Genomic DNA, 15,022 nt, shown 5'->3' on the forward strand with positions numbered 1-15,022 from the left:
CCCCTTGTTGAAATTAACTAAGCTCTTTTTTTGAATGCTTGGTAATATAATACAAAATTAATCAAACTCAATATTAATATGAATACAAATCCACGATGAGATCCCACTGCAGTTGCAGTTGCATAAGAAACTCCTGCAGCTTTATCAGATGACATAAAAGCTGCCATAACTGTGGTTCCTAATGAACCTGCAAATTGTTGACCAGTATTAAAAATCGCATTGGCATCTGGAGTTAATTCTCTTGGGACACTCTTTAACCCATAAGTTAACGAATTACCAAATGCCATTGAACGACCAAAACTAAATACTGTATAAAATATTATTATCATTGCAACTGTCAGATTTAATCCAAAAACAGTGAACCCAATTGCCGATATTGTAACCAAGATACTACCACTAATTATCGGTATTTTCGCACCGTAGCGATCTAGTAGATGACCAAACCATGGCTGACTTATTGCAGTTAATAGCGAACCAGGTAATAACACCAATCCACCTATTAATGAACTGGCACCAACAATTATCTGTGCATAATTAGGTAGTGAGAAATTCGTTGCTAAATTACAAAATTGTAAAATAACATAAGCTAAAAAACTGTATTTGAACATTGGATTTTTGAAAACTTTAATATTGATCAATTGGTTATCACTGCGTTGCGAAACAACATAGTATAGGGCAAACGCGATAATAGCCGCCAATATAGTTCCTAAAAATTGCCAGCTACCAACACCTGAAATAGATAAATTACTAAATCCTAACATTGTCAAAACTAGCCCTGCCGCTAGTAATATAAATTGTTTTAATTCAAACCTAGTCTTCTTTATTGGTGAAACTTGATGAATTGTTTTTATTCCGATGAACATTAAGATGAAAATCACTGGTAGTGTTGACCAGAATATCATTCGCCAATCTGCCAATGAAACCATCAATCCACCATAAGTAGGACCTGTGGCAGGAGCAATCATAATAACTAAAGCGGCTATTCCTATATAAAAGCCAAGTTTTGAAATAGGGACATTTTCTAAAATAATGTTGTACATCAATGGAATAGATATTCCAGCTGAAAATGCTTGAATTATTCTACCAAATAAAAGAATTGGAAAATTTGGAGAAAAAATACAAATTAAATCACCAACGACAAAAAATATTGTAGCGGCAATAAATAACGTTTTGCTTTTAAAACGTTGCTTTAAATAGGCTGAAATAATCATCAAAATAGCTACCGTCAACAAGTATCCTGTCGTTATCCATTGAACTAAATTGAGAGAAACATTCATCGATTTCATCAGCGTTGGAAAAGTTACATTCATAGATGTCTCAGTTAAAATACTCAAAAATGCTACTAAAGCCACTGAGAATATTGAAACGAGATCTTTTTTGGAGACTTTTTCATTTTCTTTCATATGCATAACCTTTCCAAACAGTATGACTTTATTATCGGTTAAAACTAGGTCAGAAATCAAATTTTGTTTAGTATAAAAAAATTTATTATTCTTATTGTAATTTAACTTGAAGAATCGCATTATGTAGTAAACATCGATATATTGTTGAGTATTTATAATTCAGAGTACTAATAAAGGAGAACATAATCATGGGACTTTTTAGTAAAAAAATTAAAGATATTACTGTTACAACTATTGCAGAAGGAAAATACGTTCCAATTGAAGAAGTACCTGATAAGGTATTTTCTAGCAAAGTGATGGGTGATGGATTTGCAATCTTGCCTAGTAATGGAAAATATATGCTCCCGTATCAGGAACTGTGGCAAGTGTCTTCCCCACTAAACACGCTATTACAATCAGTGAAAAAAATGGTTTACAAATTTTAATTCACTTGGGAATTGATACTGTTGAACTTAATGGTGTACCTTTCAACATACTGGTTCAAGAAGGTGAAAAAATTCAACAAGATCAATTAATTGCTGAAATTGATCTTCAAAAATTGAAGGATTCACAAAAAGATAGCACGTGTATGATGCTTATTACCAATATGGATGATGTTAAGGAACTTACTAATTTAGATTTAGCCGATTCATCAGTCATAACAGTTGGAACTGACATGGTCGAAGCTAAATTAAAATAGTAAGTCATGGGCACTTCAAAGTACCTACTTTAATTTAAATGTAGTTGGGTATATATTTGAGACAAAATAACTATTTGAGGTGTGAACATGGACTTATACTTAGAGAATAAAACAGCACTAATAACCGGATCTACAAAGGGTATTGGTAAAGCTATCGCTACAGAGTTAGCACGAGAGGGTGTAAATGTAGTTATTAATGGACGCAGCCAATCGGGTGTCGATGCTGTAGTAAATGAATTAAAGAAAGAATTTCCAAATACTACTCCAAAAGGAGTAGCTGCTGATTTATCAAAGAAGTCTGATCAAGAAAAATTATTTGAAACTTTTCCTAAAATAGATATCTTAGTTAACAACATGGGTATTTTTGATCAAGTTGATTACTGGACATTAGAAGACGAAGACTGGAAGAAATATTTTGATATCAATGTTTTATCTGGTAATGCCTTGGCAAAACACTATCTTAAAAACATGTTGGATCAAGATTTCGGTCGTATTATCTTTATTGCTAGTGAGGAAGCTATTATGCCTTCTGGTGGCATGGCACCATATAGTATGTCAAAAGCTATGAACCTATCTCTAGCCCAAAACCTATCACAACTAACTGTTGGTACACACGTTACTGTGAATACTATCTTACCTGGACCAACACGTACTGAAGGTGTTGAACAAATGCTTAAAGATATGTATCAAGATACTGACATTCCTGAAAAAGATTGGGGTGATCATTTCATGAAGACTGAAAGATCACGTTCTCAAATACAAAGACTAATCAAACCATCTGAAGTTGGTAGACTTGCCGCATTCGTATCAAGTCCAAGTTCATCATCATTCTCTGGTGAAGCCATCCGTGTTGAAGGTGGATTAGTTCCTACAATGTTCTAACAAAAAAATCATGACATAGTGTCATGATTTTTTATTTTACTTCAGTATATTCATCAATGGTTTTACCATCTGCATCTTTCAAAACTAACCAACTATTTGTCCCTGCGTAGTATAGAAAATTACCTACTTCATTGACACTCTTTAAAATAATATCTTCGGTAGTTTTGCCATCTTTAATCTTATCAGCTTGCTCTGTTCGCAGTTGTTCTGTGAAACGTGCAGCAAATCCTACTGAACCATCTTTGTTAAGTGGAACATCTGTTTTTAGAGTTGCACCCTTCTTGATGAGCATTTCATTTCTCTTTTGCCAGTAAACCGTTGCCTTACTATCGAAAGCATCCACATAGAAAGGAATAGTACTAACCTCTTTGTTCCAACGATGTAATTTTTTAGCAGGGGCTTTTTTAACTGGAGCAAACTGATAACCAAATCTTGATAGAACTAAAAAGATTACTTTGACATACTCACCTGCAGTTTTTTTCATATTAGTAGGAACAGGTTGTTCTTCAAGAGGTATTTTTGCTCCCAGTTCAATCAATTCATTGTTCAAACTACGAGCCAAATAGTCCACTTCAAAATCTGGATTTGCTGTGATTTGAATTAATTCATCATAATCTTCTGTAATTGTAGCAGCTGATGCAGCAACTATCTTGTGTTTATTCAGAGCAATCTTGAAAATACTTTCTTCTGTAGAATCCGCAGAACTTATAGTAATTTCAACAGGTAATTCTTCTACTTTAACATGGGTAGAATCTGTAGTTAAATCAGCACTAACTTTCGTCATAATTATCTCCTTAAATTAAATCCAACCATGATCATTAGCAACATTAATCGCCTCAATACGTGAACTAGAACCAGTTTTACTAAGTATTGAAGAGATATAATTACGAACTGTTCCTTCTGATAAAAATAATGTGTTGGCAATATCAGCAGTTTTGGAACCATCACTAATCATCTTTATTATCTCTGTCTCACGTTCATTAAATGGATTTTCTTCAGCTGTTAATACTGATTTTACCAAATCAGGAGAATATATTGTATCTCCTTTCATAATATTATGAATAGCATCGATTAAATAATCAGTTTTACTATCTTTCAACAAATATCCATTTACTTCAGCGTTTACAGCTTTTTGGAAGTAATTCTTCTGTGCAAACACAGTAAGAATTACTACTTTTGTATCTAATTCTTTGATTTGTTCTGCCACTTCAAGCCCTGTCATCTTAGGCATTTCGATATCTAATATTGCTAGATCAGGTTTCAATTGTCGAATTTCTTCAAGAGCTTTTTCACCGTCTGTAGCGGTTCCGATCACTTGAAAATCATCTTCCAATGACAAAATTTCTGATAACGCTGAAATTAGTATTTCTTGATCCTCAGCTAAATATATTGATACCATATTATTTCTCCTTTTGAAGTTGAGCAGTAATTGTTGTACCGTCATCCGAGTTAATAGTTATTTTTCCATTTGGTATATTAAATCGCTTCTTCATACCATCTAATCCGAAAGAATTCTCTCGAACGTCAGCTTCACTAAATCCAACTCCGTCATCTGTTATAGTCATGGTTACAAAATTCTTATTTTCATCAAAATCAATCTGAACATGCAGTGCCTTAGAGTACCTAATAATATTGGTAGTAGCTTCTTTTATTGTTGCTGCAAAAATATCTTGAATATCAGTAGGCCAAGTATTGGCTGCTTTTTCATTAGTGGTTTCTAGAATAATATTAGAGTCTCTTAAGAGATTACTCTCTTTTAAAATAACTTCTGATATAGTTTCCTTGCGAAGATCGGTTACTATTTCTCTAATTAGATTAAGGTTGTCCCGAGATAGTTTTTCAATTTCTATCATTTGATCATTAACTTTAGCATAATTCTCTTTTTTTATTAACTTTTGTGCCAATTCTGATTTCAAAGTTATCGCTGACATAACTTGTCCTACTTGGTCATGAAGATCTTGCGATATTCTCTCACGCTCATCCATCTTGACTACTTGTAGTACTCGCTCGTAATAAGCTGATGTTTGAACACTTTTGGTATATGCATTAGTCAGAGATCTGGCTACAATTGGTGATGCAAAAACAAATATTAATATAAGTATCAGATCTGAAATATAGTTAGCACTAAAGAATAAATCAGATTTAATCTGATAAATGAAGCAAGCAATACCAATTGATGCGACTATATAGTATCCAGTAACTAATCTTCTAAAATACTGCTCACTAATCCTAAAACTCCCAATCACCCAGGCACAATACACAAATATATAAGGATTTCTAAATAATGCAGTAAATATAAAACCCAAAATAATCTGAGTAATTACATATGGCAAAAAATTCTTACGATCTGCAAAGGTATTTCGATAAATAACTAAAAATACAAATATTAACCCTATTTGTATTTTTTTAGATAATGTATCAAAAGGTATCAAATTAGCCACCATAACTATAAGCCACACAAGCCAGAAATAAGGTGCCAATCCTAATCTTTTAGGAAATAAAACATATTTTTGAAGGAATGATTTCATATTTTCTCACTCTTTTTTAAGATTTATCAAATACATAGCTACTAAAAATGCCACTGTCCAACAACTTAATCCTATAATATCTGTGACATGAAAACTGGAATTTAATACAACTGATTTCATGATATTAGAAAGTTGATATACCGGAGTTAATTTACCTATATGTTGAAGCCATTCAGGGAACATCCTCAATGGCCACCATAATCCACCAAGGATAGCTAATAGAAATACTCCAATATTGTTCAAAACATTAACTAGATTTATATTACCAGACTGAGATATTAATAAACCTAGAATATCAAAAGGTATCGTACCTATTACAAACACTAATATTAAATTAATCCACGTACCAGCTGAGATATGAATGCTATTCACCAAACCACCAACTAATCCTATCAATAAAAATGATATTAGCTTCATAGCAATTAAAACCACAATCATTGAAACATAATATTGAATTTTTGAAATAGGCGATAGTTTTACAAATAATTCAAATTTATTCTGTTTGTCGCTCAAGATAAAGTTAGAAAACGTTGTTATCGATATCAAGGTTGCACTAAATATCAACATGCTAATTAAATATTCTTTATTCCATTTTTCAGTTAAAGGACCTGATTGATTTACAGGTAATATCTTAGTGTAAAGTAAATAGAAAAATGCTGGGAAAATTACATCATAAATAAAAAAGCTCTTGTTTCGCAAAGCTAATCGTAAAAAATTGATTTTTGTTTGATATATAAAATCAGTCATTATCTTGTCCCCCCTTACTTAAATTTTTAAATATTGTTTCCAATGTATTTTGCTCAATGCTTAAATTTGATATTTCATCATAAAAAACTTGAAAATCTTTCAAAAATTCAATCAAGTTATCCGTTGTAATGATGAAATGTTGACCGTTTTGCTTAATAGTTTTAATTGATTCAATTTTTTTTAAATTAACAAGATTAACCTGCGAATCAAACTGTATCTGTGTACTTTCCTGATCCTTACGTAAATCGTCTAATGTTCCTTGAAATACAAACTTTCCATTTTGAAGAATCATGATTTTTGTTGCTATATTTTGAAGCTCTTCTATGTAATGACTAGTTACGAAGAATGTCTTACCTTGATTTTTTAGTTTTAATACAGTATTCCAAAATTTTTCACGATTCATGACGTCCATACCATTTGTAGGTTCGTCCAAAAAAATCAAATCAGGATCACCGGCTAAAGCAACGGCAAACGATAATAATCGTTTTTGACCTCCTGATAAATCTGTTACAAATTCATTTTCTTTAGACTTAAGATTAGAAAGAGAAATTAATTCTTTATAATCCACAGGATTTTTATAATATGACCTAGCTAGATTAATCGTTTCTTTAACTTTAATTTTTTCTAGCGATATATCTTGCTGTGGCATGACCCCTATGCGTTCTCTTAATGACTTATCTTTAATTGAAGTGTTCCCAAATATCATTATTTTTCCTGAAGATTTTTCAGTTAAATTATTAATAATGTTAATTAATGTAGATTTACCGGCTCCATTTTCTCCAATTAAAGCCACGATTTCACCACTTTCACTGGTAAAACTTATATTTTTTAAAACCGTGTTTGACCCATATTTTTTTGTTATATTTTCAATCTTTAAAATTTCAGTCATAATCCCCTCACCTCACAGCCAATTTTATATAGGTTTGAGTTCTTGCAGTAGTAAAAATCATCACAAAAAAACATGACAAATGTCATAGTAAATTTTGATTGCTTTTCCCTGTAAACGTGATATGATTGCTATCAAATATAAATAACGGAGGTAGATATGTTCTTATTGTTTGCACTTTTTATGGTTCTATTTTTCTTTGGAGTAGCCGGACCATTTTTATTTAAGTTGATAGGGACAATACTGCTAATTGTATTCGCAATATTATTCATCAAATTAGCATTTTGGATATTCCTTATCGGTATAGCAATTGCCGGTATTTCTAGAATATCTAGAATATAAAAAGAGACCTTTTAAGGTCTCTTTTTTTTGTGTGTTAATTTTTTCAATATCTCAATAGAATTCATTTGTTGAAAGAATATTATAAATAAATATTGAGCATATTCCATGACAATAAATTTTTTAAGACTATCATTGGCCTTGTCAGGAGGATATTAATATGACAAAAATAAAAGCAGTAGGTTTTTATAGTCATTTACCTATCAATGACAGCAATAGTTTTGAAGATGTGGAAATAGATTTACCAAAGACCACAGGACATGAACTATTAGTTAAAGTCGATGGTGTTTCTGTCAATCCAGTAGATACATTTGTTCGTAAGGGTGGAAGAAAAGACAAATTGTCACATCCCAAAATTATCGGTTGGGATGCTGTTGGTTCAGTAGTTGAAAAGGGGGATGATTCAACTTTATTTAATATTGGAGATCGAGTTTGGTACGCTGGTGATTTTACAAAATCAGGTAGTGACGCCCAATATCAGACAGTTGATGAAAGAATTGTTGGAATGGCACCAAACAATCTAGATGACAGTCAAGCTGCCGCCGTTCCACTTGTTGGACTGACTTCCTATGAGTCATCATTTGAAAAGTTAAATCTAACTTTTTCTAACAACGAAGGTAAAACAATTTTGATTATCAACGGCTCTGGTGGCGTCGGATCTATGGCTGTACAATTGGCCAAAATAGCGGGATTAACCGTTATTACTACAGCATCAAGACCTGATTCGATTGAATGGGTTAAAAATTTGGGTGCAGATTATGTTGTAGATCATCACTAAGATTTAGTGCCACAAATAAAAGATTTAGGATATAAGTATGTTGACTATATACTAAATTTGAATAATCTAGATGCCCACTGGAATGAGATTGCTGAATTGATAAAACCCGATGGTAATATCGCAGCGTCTACAGAAAATCATCGTCTAATCGATTTACAAAAACTAACCAAGAAGCGTGCAACGTTCAGTTGGGAATGGATGTACAGCAAATCATATTATCAAACCGAAGATATGGTTACACAACATGAAATATTGAATCATATAGCAAAATTATATGAAGATAATAGCCTGAAAGTAATAACAACCAAGAATTATTCGCCAATCAATGCTGAGAACCTTAAAAAAGCTCATGCAGACGTAGAGTCTGGTCATATGATCGGTAAGGTAACTATTAATGGTTGGGATGATTAAATTGGAAAAAGAAAAGACCGCTTACGCGGTCTTTTTTATTTATCGAATATCTCATTATATTGGTATAGTAATAATTCCATTATTGAAATCAAAGATACATGAGAAGTCATCTCTATTTTATTTTTATATATTTCATCTGAAAATAGATAAAAATTTATATCACTCATATTTTGAATAGTATTGTTATTCGCTCCCGTGACGGAAACCAAATTTAATTGTGGAAACTTACGTTCTAAATTTTGTGTAATCTCAATTAGTTCTTTATCTTCCCCATCATAATTGAAAATAAAAACAACATCACTCGATTTAATATTCAAGTGCATCAACTTACGTTGTTCAAAATTCTTGGGAAAAATCACAACAAAACCATTGAGAGTATAAAGATATTCAACGTATTCTGCAGTATATTTGCTAAATCCCTTGGCTAGAAAATATATTTTTTCAGCTTTGTTCATTATATTTGCTACTTGGTTTAATTTTTCATTATCCAAAACACGGATAGTTTCATTAATATTTTTTAGATACTCTTCTCGATATTCAGACTGATTGACAACAAAAGGAGACATTTCTGATTTAGAATTAACATCATTATTCAAAAGTGTATATTTTATAACGGTAATAAAATCACTATATCCTGAAAAACCAATTTTTCTAACAAATCTCAAAAAAGTAGTTGTCGAAACAAAGCACTCAGACGACAACTCTCTAATACTTTTGTTCTTAATTTGATCCATGTTTTTTATAACATAGTCCAAGAGTTTTTGTTCATTATTTGTTAAACTATCAACATTTGAATTAACTATCTCAAAAAAATTCATCAGCTACTCCTTATACATTGGGACTGCTTCAATTACACAGTGAACATTTCCTCCACCTAGAAGTAATTCTCTAGCATGTATAGTTTCTATTTTTCTATCAGGAAATAAGTCTTTCAAAATATCTATTGCAATTTGATCATTTGGATCGTCAAATATAGGTAATAATAAGCCTCCATTAAACAAATAATAACTAACGTAACTGGCTGTTAATCTATCTCCTGGATAGCGTGGCAACAAGCCATTGTCTGAATCCACCCCATTGCTCTCGTTTTCAGTGGCAAATAAAGGCTTTGGGATGGGCAGTTTATGTATCTCTAATTTTCTACCCTTTGCATCCGTTGAATGACTCAAAATTTCAAAAGCATCCTTAGATATTTGATACTGTGGATCAGTAACATCATCAGTCCATGTCAAAAGGATTACACCTGGTTTCACAAAACTCAGCATGTTATCAACATCACCGTTTGTTTCGTCCATGAAATATCCACTCTTTAACCAAATTATTTTATCCAAGTTAAGATAATTTTTTAATATTTCCTCAGCTTCATCTTTAGTCACATGACCATTTCGACCTTCTGATAAAACTGTGTCCTCTGTTAATATAGCTGTTCCTTCCCCATCAGTATGAATAGCACAACCTTCCAAAATAAAGTCACTAACAGAATAATAATCTATTCTTTGAAAATCACTAATTTTTCTGGCTACTTTGTCATCCTGATCCCATGGAAAGTACAGTCCATCTACTAATCCGCCCCAAGCATTAAAACGCCAATCTACAGAACGAATATTATTGCTTTTATTTAACAGATACATTGGACCAATATCTTTAATCCAAGAATCGTTATAGCTCATTTCTACTACTCGAACATTTTCTGACAAAACGTGTCGTGCGTGGTCGTATTGTTCTTTAGAGGCAATCATAGTTATCGGTTCATATTCTGATATCTTGTTAGCTATTTCAGAAAATACTTTTTGTGCCGGTTTAGCTCCATTACGCCAATTGTCTGCTCGTTCTGGCCAAATCATTATTGACTCACTGTGCTCTATATTCTCTGAAGGAAGATAATAGCCATCAGATATAGGAGTTGAATTAATTATTTTCATCTCTAGCCTCATTTGTTTTTATATTATTAATATATCATTATTTGATAACAAAAAAGATTAGGTCTTTTGATCTAATCTTTTTTATTAGTAAACTGCAGGGACCTGTTGAGTAATACAGTGAATGTTTCCACCGCCTAATATTATTTCACGTGCAGGAATTCCTACAATCTTACGATCTGGATATAATTTTTGTAGTGTCTCACGTGCCTTATCGTCCATAGGATCATTAAACATTGGAAAAACGATTCCACCATTAGCAGTGTAGTAATTTACATAACTTGCAGCTAAACGGTCTCCTTCCAATCTTGGTAATGTTCCATCAACGGCATCGACACCTTCACTCTCTTCTTTAGTAATTAAAATAGGAGAAGGTAGGTATAATTTTTCAACCTCAATTTTACGGCCTTTAGCATCTGTTGAATTTACTAAAATATCATAATTTTCCTTTGATATTTCATACTGAGGATCATCTTCATTATCTGTCCAAGCCAATGCAATTTTTCCCGGTTCAACGAAATTAGCAATATTATCGACATGGCCATTTGTTTCATCTAAGTAAATTCCACGTTTTAGCCAAATGATTTTTTCAACATTCAAATACTCTTTTAAAATACTTTCGATTTGATCTTTTGACAGCTGTGGATTACGGCCTTCAGAAAGTAAACATTCCTCAGTCACAATAAGTGTTCCCTCTCCATCAACATGGATAGAACCACCTTCCAAGACGAAATCATCAAGACGATATCGATCCGTATTTTCCATTTCAGTAACTTTTTGTGCAACACGGTCATCCTTATCCCAAGGGAAGTAAAGGCCGTCTACCAAACCACCCCAAGCATTAAATGTCCAATCCACACCACGTATATCACCTTTATCATTCACAACAAATGTTGAACCACAATCTCTTATCCACGAATCATCATTTGAAATTTCAACCACTTTTATATTATCAGGCAGCATATGGCGAGCATTTGTATATTGTCGATCTGAAACACCAACGGTTACTTCTTCAAATTGAGAAATTGCTTCTGCAACCTTAACAAAAGTATGCTGTACAGGTTTGGCACCATCTCTCCAATTATCTGGGCGCTCTGGCCATAGAATATAAACACCCTTGTGATTTTCAAATTCTCCAGGCATTCGATATCCATCTTTTTGAGGTGAACTTTGTAAAGTTTTCATGTTATTTTTTCTCCTTTTTAGATTCTGCTTTGTTGATAAATATCTCTCCAACAACTAGTGTAGCAATAATTCCAATTATAATAGGTAGTTTAGTTGATATCTCTTCATGACTGCCATTCAAAGGTACAACAGTAAAGAAAATTGTAATTAATAACAATACCATTGGCACATAAGTATATAAATTGATTAATAACTTATTACCAGGAACTTTGAATGGACGTTCTGTATCTGGATCTTTTTTTCTTAATTTCAAAAAGGCTGGAAACATTAGAACATATGATAAGAGTAATGCAACAACATTTAACGAGAAGAATGCCCAGAATATATTTTCATTGGGAATCATTGGTGCTATAACAACTAATACAGCAGCAATTATTCCGTTTAAAAATGTAGCACCAATAGGCATTTCTTTCTTATTAACCTTCTTGAAAATTCCTGGTAGATCATTATTTTTAGCTGCATACAAGGCAACATAATTAACACCTGCTGACCAAGAAATTAGGTTAGCTAATAAAGTATACATAAATAAAATTCCAATAATGAAGACAAACCAATTATTTTGACCAACTAATAAGATTAAACTATCAATTAAACCGCCTGATGTTGATATTTTAGCAACTGGTATTGCGGCCCCCATACCAAAAGCAGCAAATAGATAAAAGATAGCGATTAAAATACCACCCCAGATAATTGCTTGAGGAATTTGTTTTTTGGGATTTTCCATATCTTTGGCCATTGTTGTTACAACCTCAAATCCAAGGAAATTGAACAAAATAACGGATATATAACCTAAACTTTTAACATCAAATTTAGGTAACATAGCTGTTCCTGAAAAATCATTTGCCATTCCAACAGTAACAGCGTGATAAACTCCCAGAATACCGACACTTAACATAATAACTACTTTAGCAATAGCAGCGATATTTAGTATCCACTTACTGTCTGCAACCGGGTAGCAACAGACTGCTGTAACCACAGCAATAAATATTAATTCAATTACTACAGCTAAAATACTATTAATTTTCACTTTAAAAATTTGTTCTATAACTTCATTGAATAGAACTGCCAAACTTGCCATCCAGATAGGAAAATTAATCCAGTATAGCCAAGCAGCACGTCCGCCCCACTTGCCACCAAAGGCTTTCCTTATCCAATCGTAAATACCACCCTCATCATCGTAGGTTGTACCTAATTCGGCAGAAATCAATCCGTATGGTAAGAAGAACAGTAGCAACAATAAAATCCACCAGAAAAATTGTGATGGTCCAATCGCGGCAGCGGGTGCAGCTGATTCAACTACCAAAACAACAACCACTGCCATCAGTACAGCATCAAATAATCTAAACTTCTTTTTATTCTCCATAGAAATTCCCTACTTTCTAAGAAAAGATCTAGTCTGTAACTAATTGTGAATCAACACGATTAATTAAAAGGTTCTTTAGCTTTTCATCTTCCAAACTATTTAGATCTTCATCACTATAATCAATAATTGGTGCCATCAAATAGACAAGAAGAGCACGCATTGCAGTCAATCTATTCTCTGCTTCATCCCAAGCAACTGAATTGTTGGAATCTAGAACACTATCTGTTACTTCTTCTCCACGATTAGCTGGCAAACAGTGCATAAATTTAGCATCTTTACCTGCTTTTGCCATTAATTCATCATTTACTTGATATTTAGTATAGAAAATTTCCATTCTTTCTTCATATGACAATGGAGATTCATATAATCCATACCAAACATCTGTATAAACAAAATCAGCATCTTTCATAGCTTCATCAGCATCTTCTGTAATTAGTACACTACCACCAGATATTTCGGCATTTTTCTTACCGATTTCTAGAGTTTCAGGTTTAATTTGATATCCTTTAGGTCCAAACTGAACAAAATCCATTCCCATCTTTGTAGCAATAAACATTAATGAAACACAAACCTGTGTAGCATCTCCAACAAAGACAACCTTACAATCACTTAATTTTTTACCAGCTGGCAAATGTTCAAACATTGTAATAATATCTCCGATTTCTTGTGTTGGATGATTGTAATCAGTCATACCATTTAAAACAGGAACGGTTGAGTATTTGGAGATAGTTTCAATTGTTTCATGTTGAGCAACACGTGCCATCAAAATATCTACCAATCTTGATAGAACAATTGCTGTATCACCAAGTGACTCACTTTCTGCACTTCCTAGATGTATTTGACCCGGTGCCAAATATTGAGCATGTCCACCAAGTTGTGTCATAGCTGTTTCAAAAGAAACACGAGTTCTTGTGGATGATTCTTCAAAAAGCATTCCTAATGTTCTATTTTTAAGAAGTTGAGGATAATTGCCATCCTTTATATCCTTCTTCATTTGTACTGCTAAATCAATTAAATATTGAACTTCTTCTTGTGTATAATCATTAGTATCTATAAAATCTCTTTTCATGGTTTTTCTCCCAAATTTATAATTTATATTTGTTAACAATTTCACTTTAAATCTAACCAAGTGTTTTTGAAATAGATTTTCGTGCATTCAAACTTTATACAAGTAGATGTAATTTGTTACATTTTAAGTAACAAATTACATGGGCAAATAAAAAAAAACCGCATGCGCGGTCTTTTTTATTTACTTATTGCATGATATATCAGTTTAGCTATTTCATCTAAATCATGATCAATAAGTGTTGGATCTGGGTTATCTGTAAATTTATACATTCCTATGAATTCAAATACAATCTGACTAATAACTAATTTCAATACGGCTAATCTATCGATATCTTCTCTCATTTCTCCAGACATTTCCAAAATGGGAAACAGTCTATCTAAAAAGTTTGATAAATTTGCTTGAAGGAATCCTGATATTTGTTTTTGAATATCAACGTTAACCATCAATTGTGAAAATACAATTAGATAGGTTTCTTTGTTCTTCACCAAAAAATGAAATCTATCGTGAACCATAAAATTAATCAGAGATTCTAATCCCTTATTTTCAGATTTTACAATATCTACGAAACCTCCAAAATATGTTGGGATTATATTTTGCAAAATAGGGTCAATAATAAACTGTAGCAAATCTTGCTTAGTCTTGAAATATTTGAATAAGGTAGCTTGACTAGTTCCAGCTAATTCCGCGATTTCTGCGGTAGAAGTTGCATCATATCCTTTTTCGGAGAATATTTTTAGTGCTGCTTGAATAACTTTTCTTTTTCCGTTAGGAATATCTTCACTATCGTACCAACTAGAAAGATCGTTTAAAATTATATTTTTTTCTGTCATTAT

Annotated in this window: 14 protein-coding genes and 2 pseudogenes; 4 read left to right on the forward strand and 12 right to left on the reverse strand. The window is 32.5% G+C overall.

The genetic code is table 11. From position 1 onward, the window contains the following. Positions 1–17 precede the first annotated feature (17 nt). Positions 18–1,403, reverse strand: a complete 1,386-nt coding sequence (locus CS873_RS00735) for an MFS transporter (protein WP_099973984.1) — start codon at positions 1,401–1,403, stop codon at positions 18–20. A 188-nt stretch (positions 1,404–1,591) separates the two neighbouring features. Here CS873_RS00735 and CS873_RS00740 point away from each other — a divergent pair. After that, a pseudogene (locus CS873_RS00740) lies at positions 1,592–2,082 on the forward strand (PTS sugar transporter subunit IIA). Positions 2,083–2,169: 87 nt separating this feature from the next. Further along, positions 2,170–2,964 (forward strand): SDR family NAD(P)-dependent oxidoreductase, encoded by a 795-nt coding sequence (locus CS873_RS00745; RefSeq protein WP_099973985.1) that lies wholly within the window; start codon positions 2,170–2,172, stop codon positions 2,962–2,964. 31 nt (positions 2,965–2,995) lie between these two features. On the opposite strand, the gene CS873_RS08210 is transcribed toward CS873_RS00745, so the two are convergent. From CS873_RS08210 to CS873_RS00770, 5 genes are read right to left on the reverse strand one after another with little or no spacing between them, the layout of a single operon-like run. Beyond that, positions 2,996–3,748 carry a hypothetical protein gene (locus CS873_RS08210; RefSeq protein WP_245823064.1) on the reverse strand — a complete coding sequence of 251 codons (753 nt, stop codon included), beginning with the start codon at positions 3,746–3,748 and terminating at the stop codon, positions 2,996–2,998. 15 nt (positions 3,749–3,763) lie between these two features. After that, the gene (locus CS873_RS00755; protein ID WP_099973986.1) at positions 3,764–4,363 is read right to left on the reverse strand and encodes a response regulator transcription factor; all 600 of its coding nucleotides are present in this window, start codon (positions 4,361–4,363) and stop codon (positions 3,764–3,766) included. A 1-nt stretch (position 4,364) separates the two neighbouring features. Further along, a complete protein-coding gene (locus tag CS873_RS00760) occupies positions 4,365–5,492 on the reverse strand; it encodes a sensor histidine kinase (protein WP_099973987.1) in 1,128 nt (375 codons plus the stop codon). A 6-nt stretch (positions 5,493–5,498) separates the two neighbouring features. Beyond that, positions 5,499–6,239: an ABC transporter permease gene (locus CS873_RS00765; protein WP_099973988.1), complete on the reverse strand. Its 741-nt coding sequence runs from the start codon at positions 6,237–6,239 to the stop codon at positions 5,499–5,501. After that, positions 6,232–7,128 (reverse strand): ABC transporter ATP-binding protein, encoded by an 897-nt coding sequence (locus CS873_RS00770; RefSeq protein WP_099973989.1) that lies wholly within the window; start codon positions 7,126–7,128, stop codon positions 6,232–6,234. The genes CS873_RS00765 and CS873_RS00770 overlap by 8 nt, the downstream gene beginning before the upstream one ends. 156 nt (positions 7,129–7,284) lie before the next feature. Between CS873_RS00770 and CS873_RS00775 the strand changes: the two genes are divergently transcribed. Further along, positions 7,285–7,467 carry a hypothetical protein gene (locus CS873_RS00775; RefSeq protein ID WP_099973990.1) on the forward strand — a complete coding sequence of 61 codons (183 nt, stop codon included), beginning with the start codon at positions 7,285–7,287 and terminating at the stop codon, positions 7,465–7,467. A gap of 166 nt (positions 7,468–7,633) precedes the next feature. Beyond that, positions 7,634–8,653, forward strand: a pseudogene (locus tag CS873_RS00780) (zinc-binding alcohol dehydrogenase family protein). A gap of 35 nt (positions 8,654–8,688) precedes the next feature. On the opposite strand, the gene CS873_RS00785 reads toward CS873_RS00780, so the two are convergent. The 6 genes from CS873_RS00785 to CS873_RS00810 form a co-directional block, all read right to left on the reverse strand. Next, positions 8,689–9,471 (reverse strand): MurR/RpiR family transcriptional regulator, encoded by a 783-nt coding sequence (locus CS873_RS00785; RefSeq protein ID WP_099973991.1) that lies wholly within the window; start codon positions 9,469–9,471, stop codon positions 8,689–8,691. A 3-nt stretch (positions 9,472–9,474) separates the two neighbouring features. After that, positions 9,475–10,575, reverse strand: a complete 1,101-nt coding sequence (gene aguA, locus CS873_RS00790; RefSeq protein WP_099973992.1) for an agmatine deiminase — start codon at positions 10,573–10,575, stop codon at positions 9,475–9,477. Between the two features lie 84 nt (positions 10,576–10,659). Then, positions 10,660–11,757: an agmatine deiminase gene (aguA, locus tag CS873_RS00795; RefSeq protein WP_099973993.1), complete on the reverse strand. Its 1,098-nt coding sequence runs from the start codon at positions 11,755–11,757 to the stop codon at positions 10,660–10,662. A gap of 1 nt (position 11,758) precedes the next feature. Next, entirely contained in the window at positions 11,759–13,120 is a 1,362-nt protein-coding gene (locus CS873_RS00800; RefSeq protein ID WP_099973994.1) for an APC family permease, read from the reverse strand. Positions 13,121–13,148: 28 nt separating this feature from the next. Continuing rightward, positions 13,149–14,189, reverse strand: a complete 1,041-nt coding sequence (gene ptcA / locus CS873_RS00805; RefSeq protein WP_099973995.1) for a putrescine carbamoyltransferase — start codon at positions 14,187–14,189, stop codon at positions 13,149–13,151. 176 nt (positions 14,190–14,365) lie between these two features. Further along, entirely contained in the window at positions 14,366–15,019 is a 654-nt protein-coding gene (locus CS873_RS00810; protein WP_099973996.1) for a TetR/AcrR family transcriptional regulator, read from the reverse strand. Positions 15,020–15,022: the final 3 nt, after the last annotated feature.

It is taken from the genome of Companilactobacillus metriopterae (assembly GCF_002762335.1).
In the GTDB taxonomy this organism is placed as follows: domain Bacteria; phylum Bacillota; class Bacilli; order Lactobacillales; family Lactobacillaceae; genus Companilactobacillus; species Companilactobacillus metriopterae.

What these genes read in the sequence shown, in the direction of transcription:
- CS873_RS00760 (WP_099973987.1), bottom strand. Translation starts at nt 5,492, where the DNA reads ATGAAATCATTCCTTCAAAAATATGTTTTATTTCCTAAAAGATTAGGA.
- CS873_RS00810 (WP_099973996.1), bottom strand. Translation starts at nt 15,019, where the DNA reads ATGACAGAAAAAAATATAATTTTAAACGATCTTTCTAGTTGGTACGAT.
- CS873_RS00785 (WP_099973991.1), bottom strand. Translation starts at nt 9,471, where the DNA reads ATGAATTTTTTTGAGATAGTTAATTCAAATGTTGATAGTTTAACAAAT.
- CS873_RS00770 (WP_099973989.1), bottom strand. Translation starts at nt 7,128, where the DNA reads ATGACTGAAATTTTAAAGATTGAAAATATAACAAAAAAATATGGGTCA.
- CS873_RS00745 (WP_099973985.1), top strand. Translation starts at nt 2,170, where the DNA reads ATGGACTTATACTTAGAGAATAAAACAGCACTAATAACCGGATCTACA.
- aguA (WP_099973993.1), bottom strand. Translation starts at nt 11,757, where the DNA reads ATGAAAACTTTACAAAGTTCACCTCAAAAAGATGGATATCGAATGCCT.
- CS873_RS08210 (WP_245823064.1), bottom strand. Translation starts at nt 3,748, where the DNA reads ATGACGAAAGTTAGTGCTGATTTAACTACAGATTCTACCCATGTTAAA.
- ptcA (WP_099973995.1), bottom strand. Translation starts at nt 14,189, where the DNA reads ATGAAAAGAGATTTTATAGATACTAATGATTATACACAAGAAGAAGTT.
- CS873_RS00765 (WP_099973988.1), bottom strand. Translation starts at nt 6,239, where the DNA reads ATGACTGATTTTATATATCAAACAAAAATCAATTTTTTACGATTAGCT.
- aguA (WP_099973992.1), bottom strand. Translation starts at nt 10,575, where the DNA reads ATGAAAATAATTAATTCAACTCCTATATCTGATGGCTATTATCTTCCT.
- CS873_RS00775 (WP_099973990.1), top strand. Translation starts at nt 7,285, where the DNA reads ATGTTCTTATTGTTTGCACTTTTTATGGTTCTATTTTTCTTTGGAGTA.
- CS873_RS00735 (WP_099973984.1), bottom strand. Translation starts at nt 1,403, where the DNA reads ATGAAAGAAAATGAAAAAGTCTCCAAAAAAGATCTCGTTTCAATATTC.
- CS873_RS00800 (WP_099973994.1), bottom strand. Translation starts at nt 13,120, where the DNA reads ATGGAGAATAAAAAGAAGTTTAGATTATTTGATGCTGTACTGATGGCA.
- CS873_RS00755 (WP_099973986.1), bottom strand. Translation starts at nt 4,363, where the DNA reads ATGGTATCAATATATTTAGCTGAGGATCAAGAAATACTAATTTCAGCG.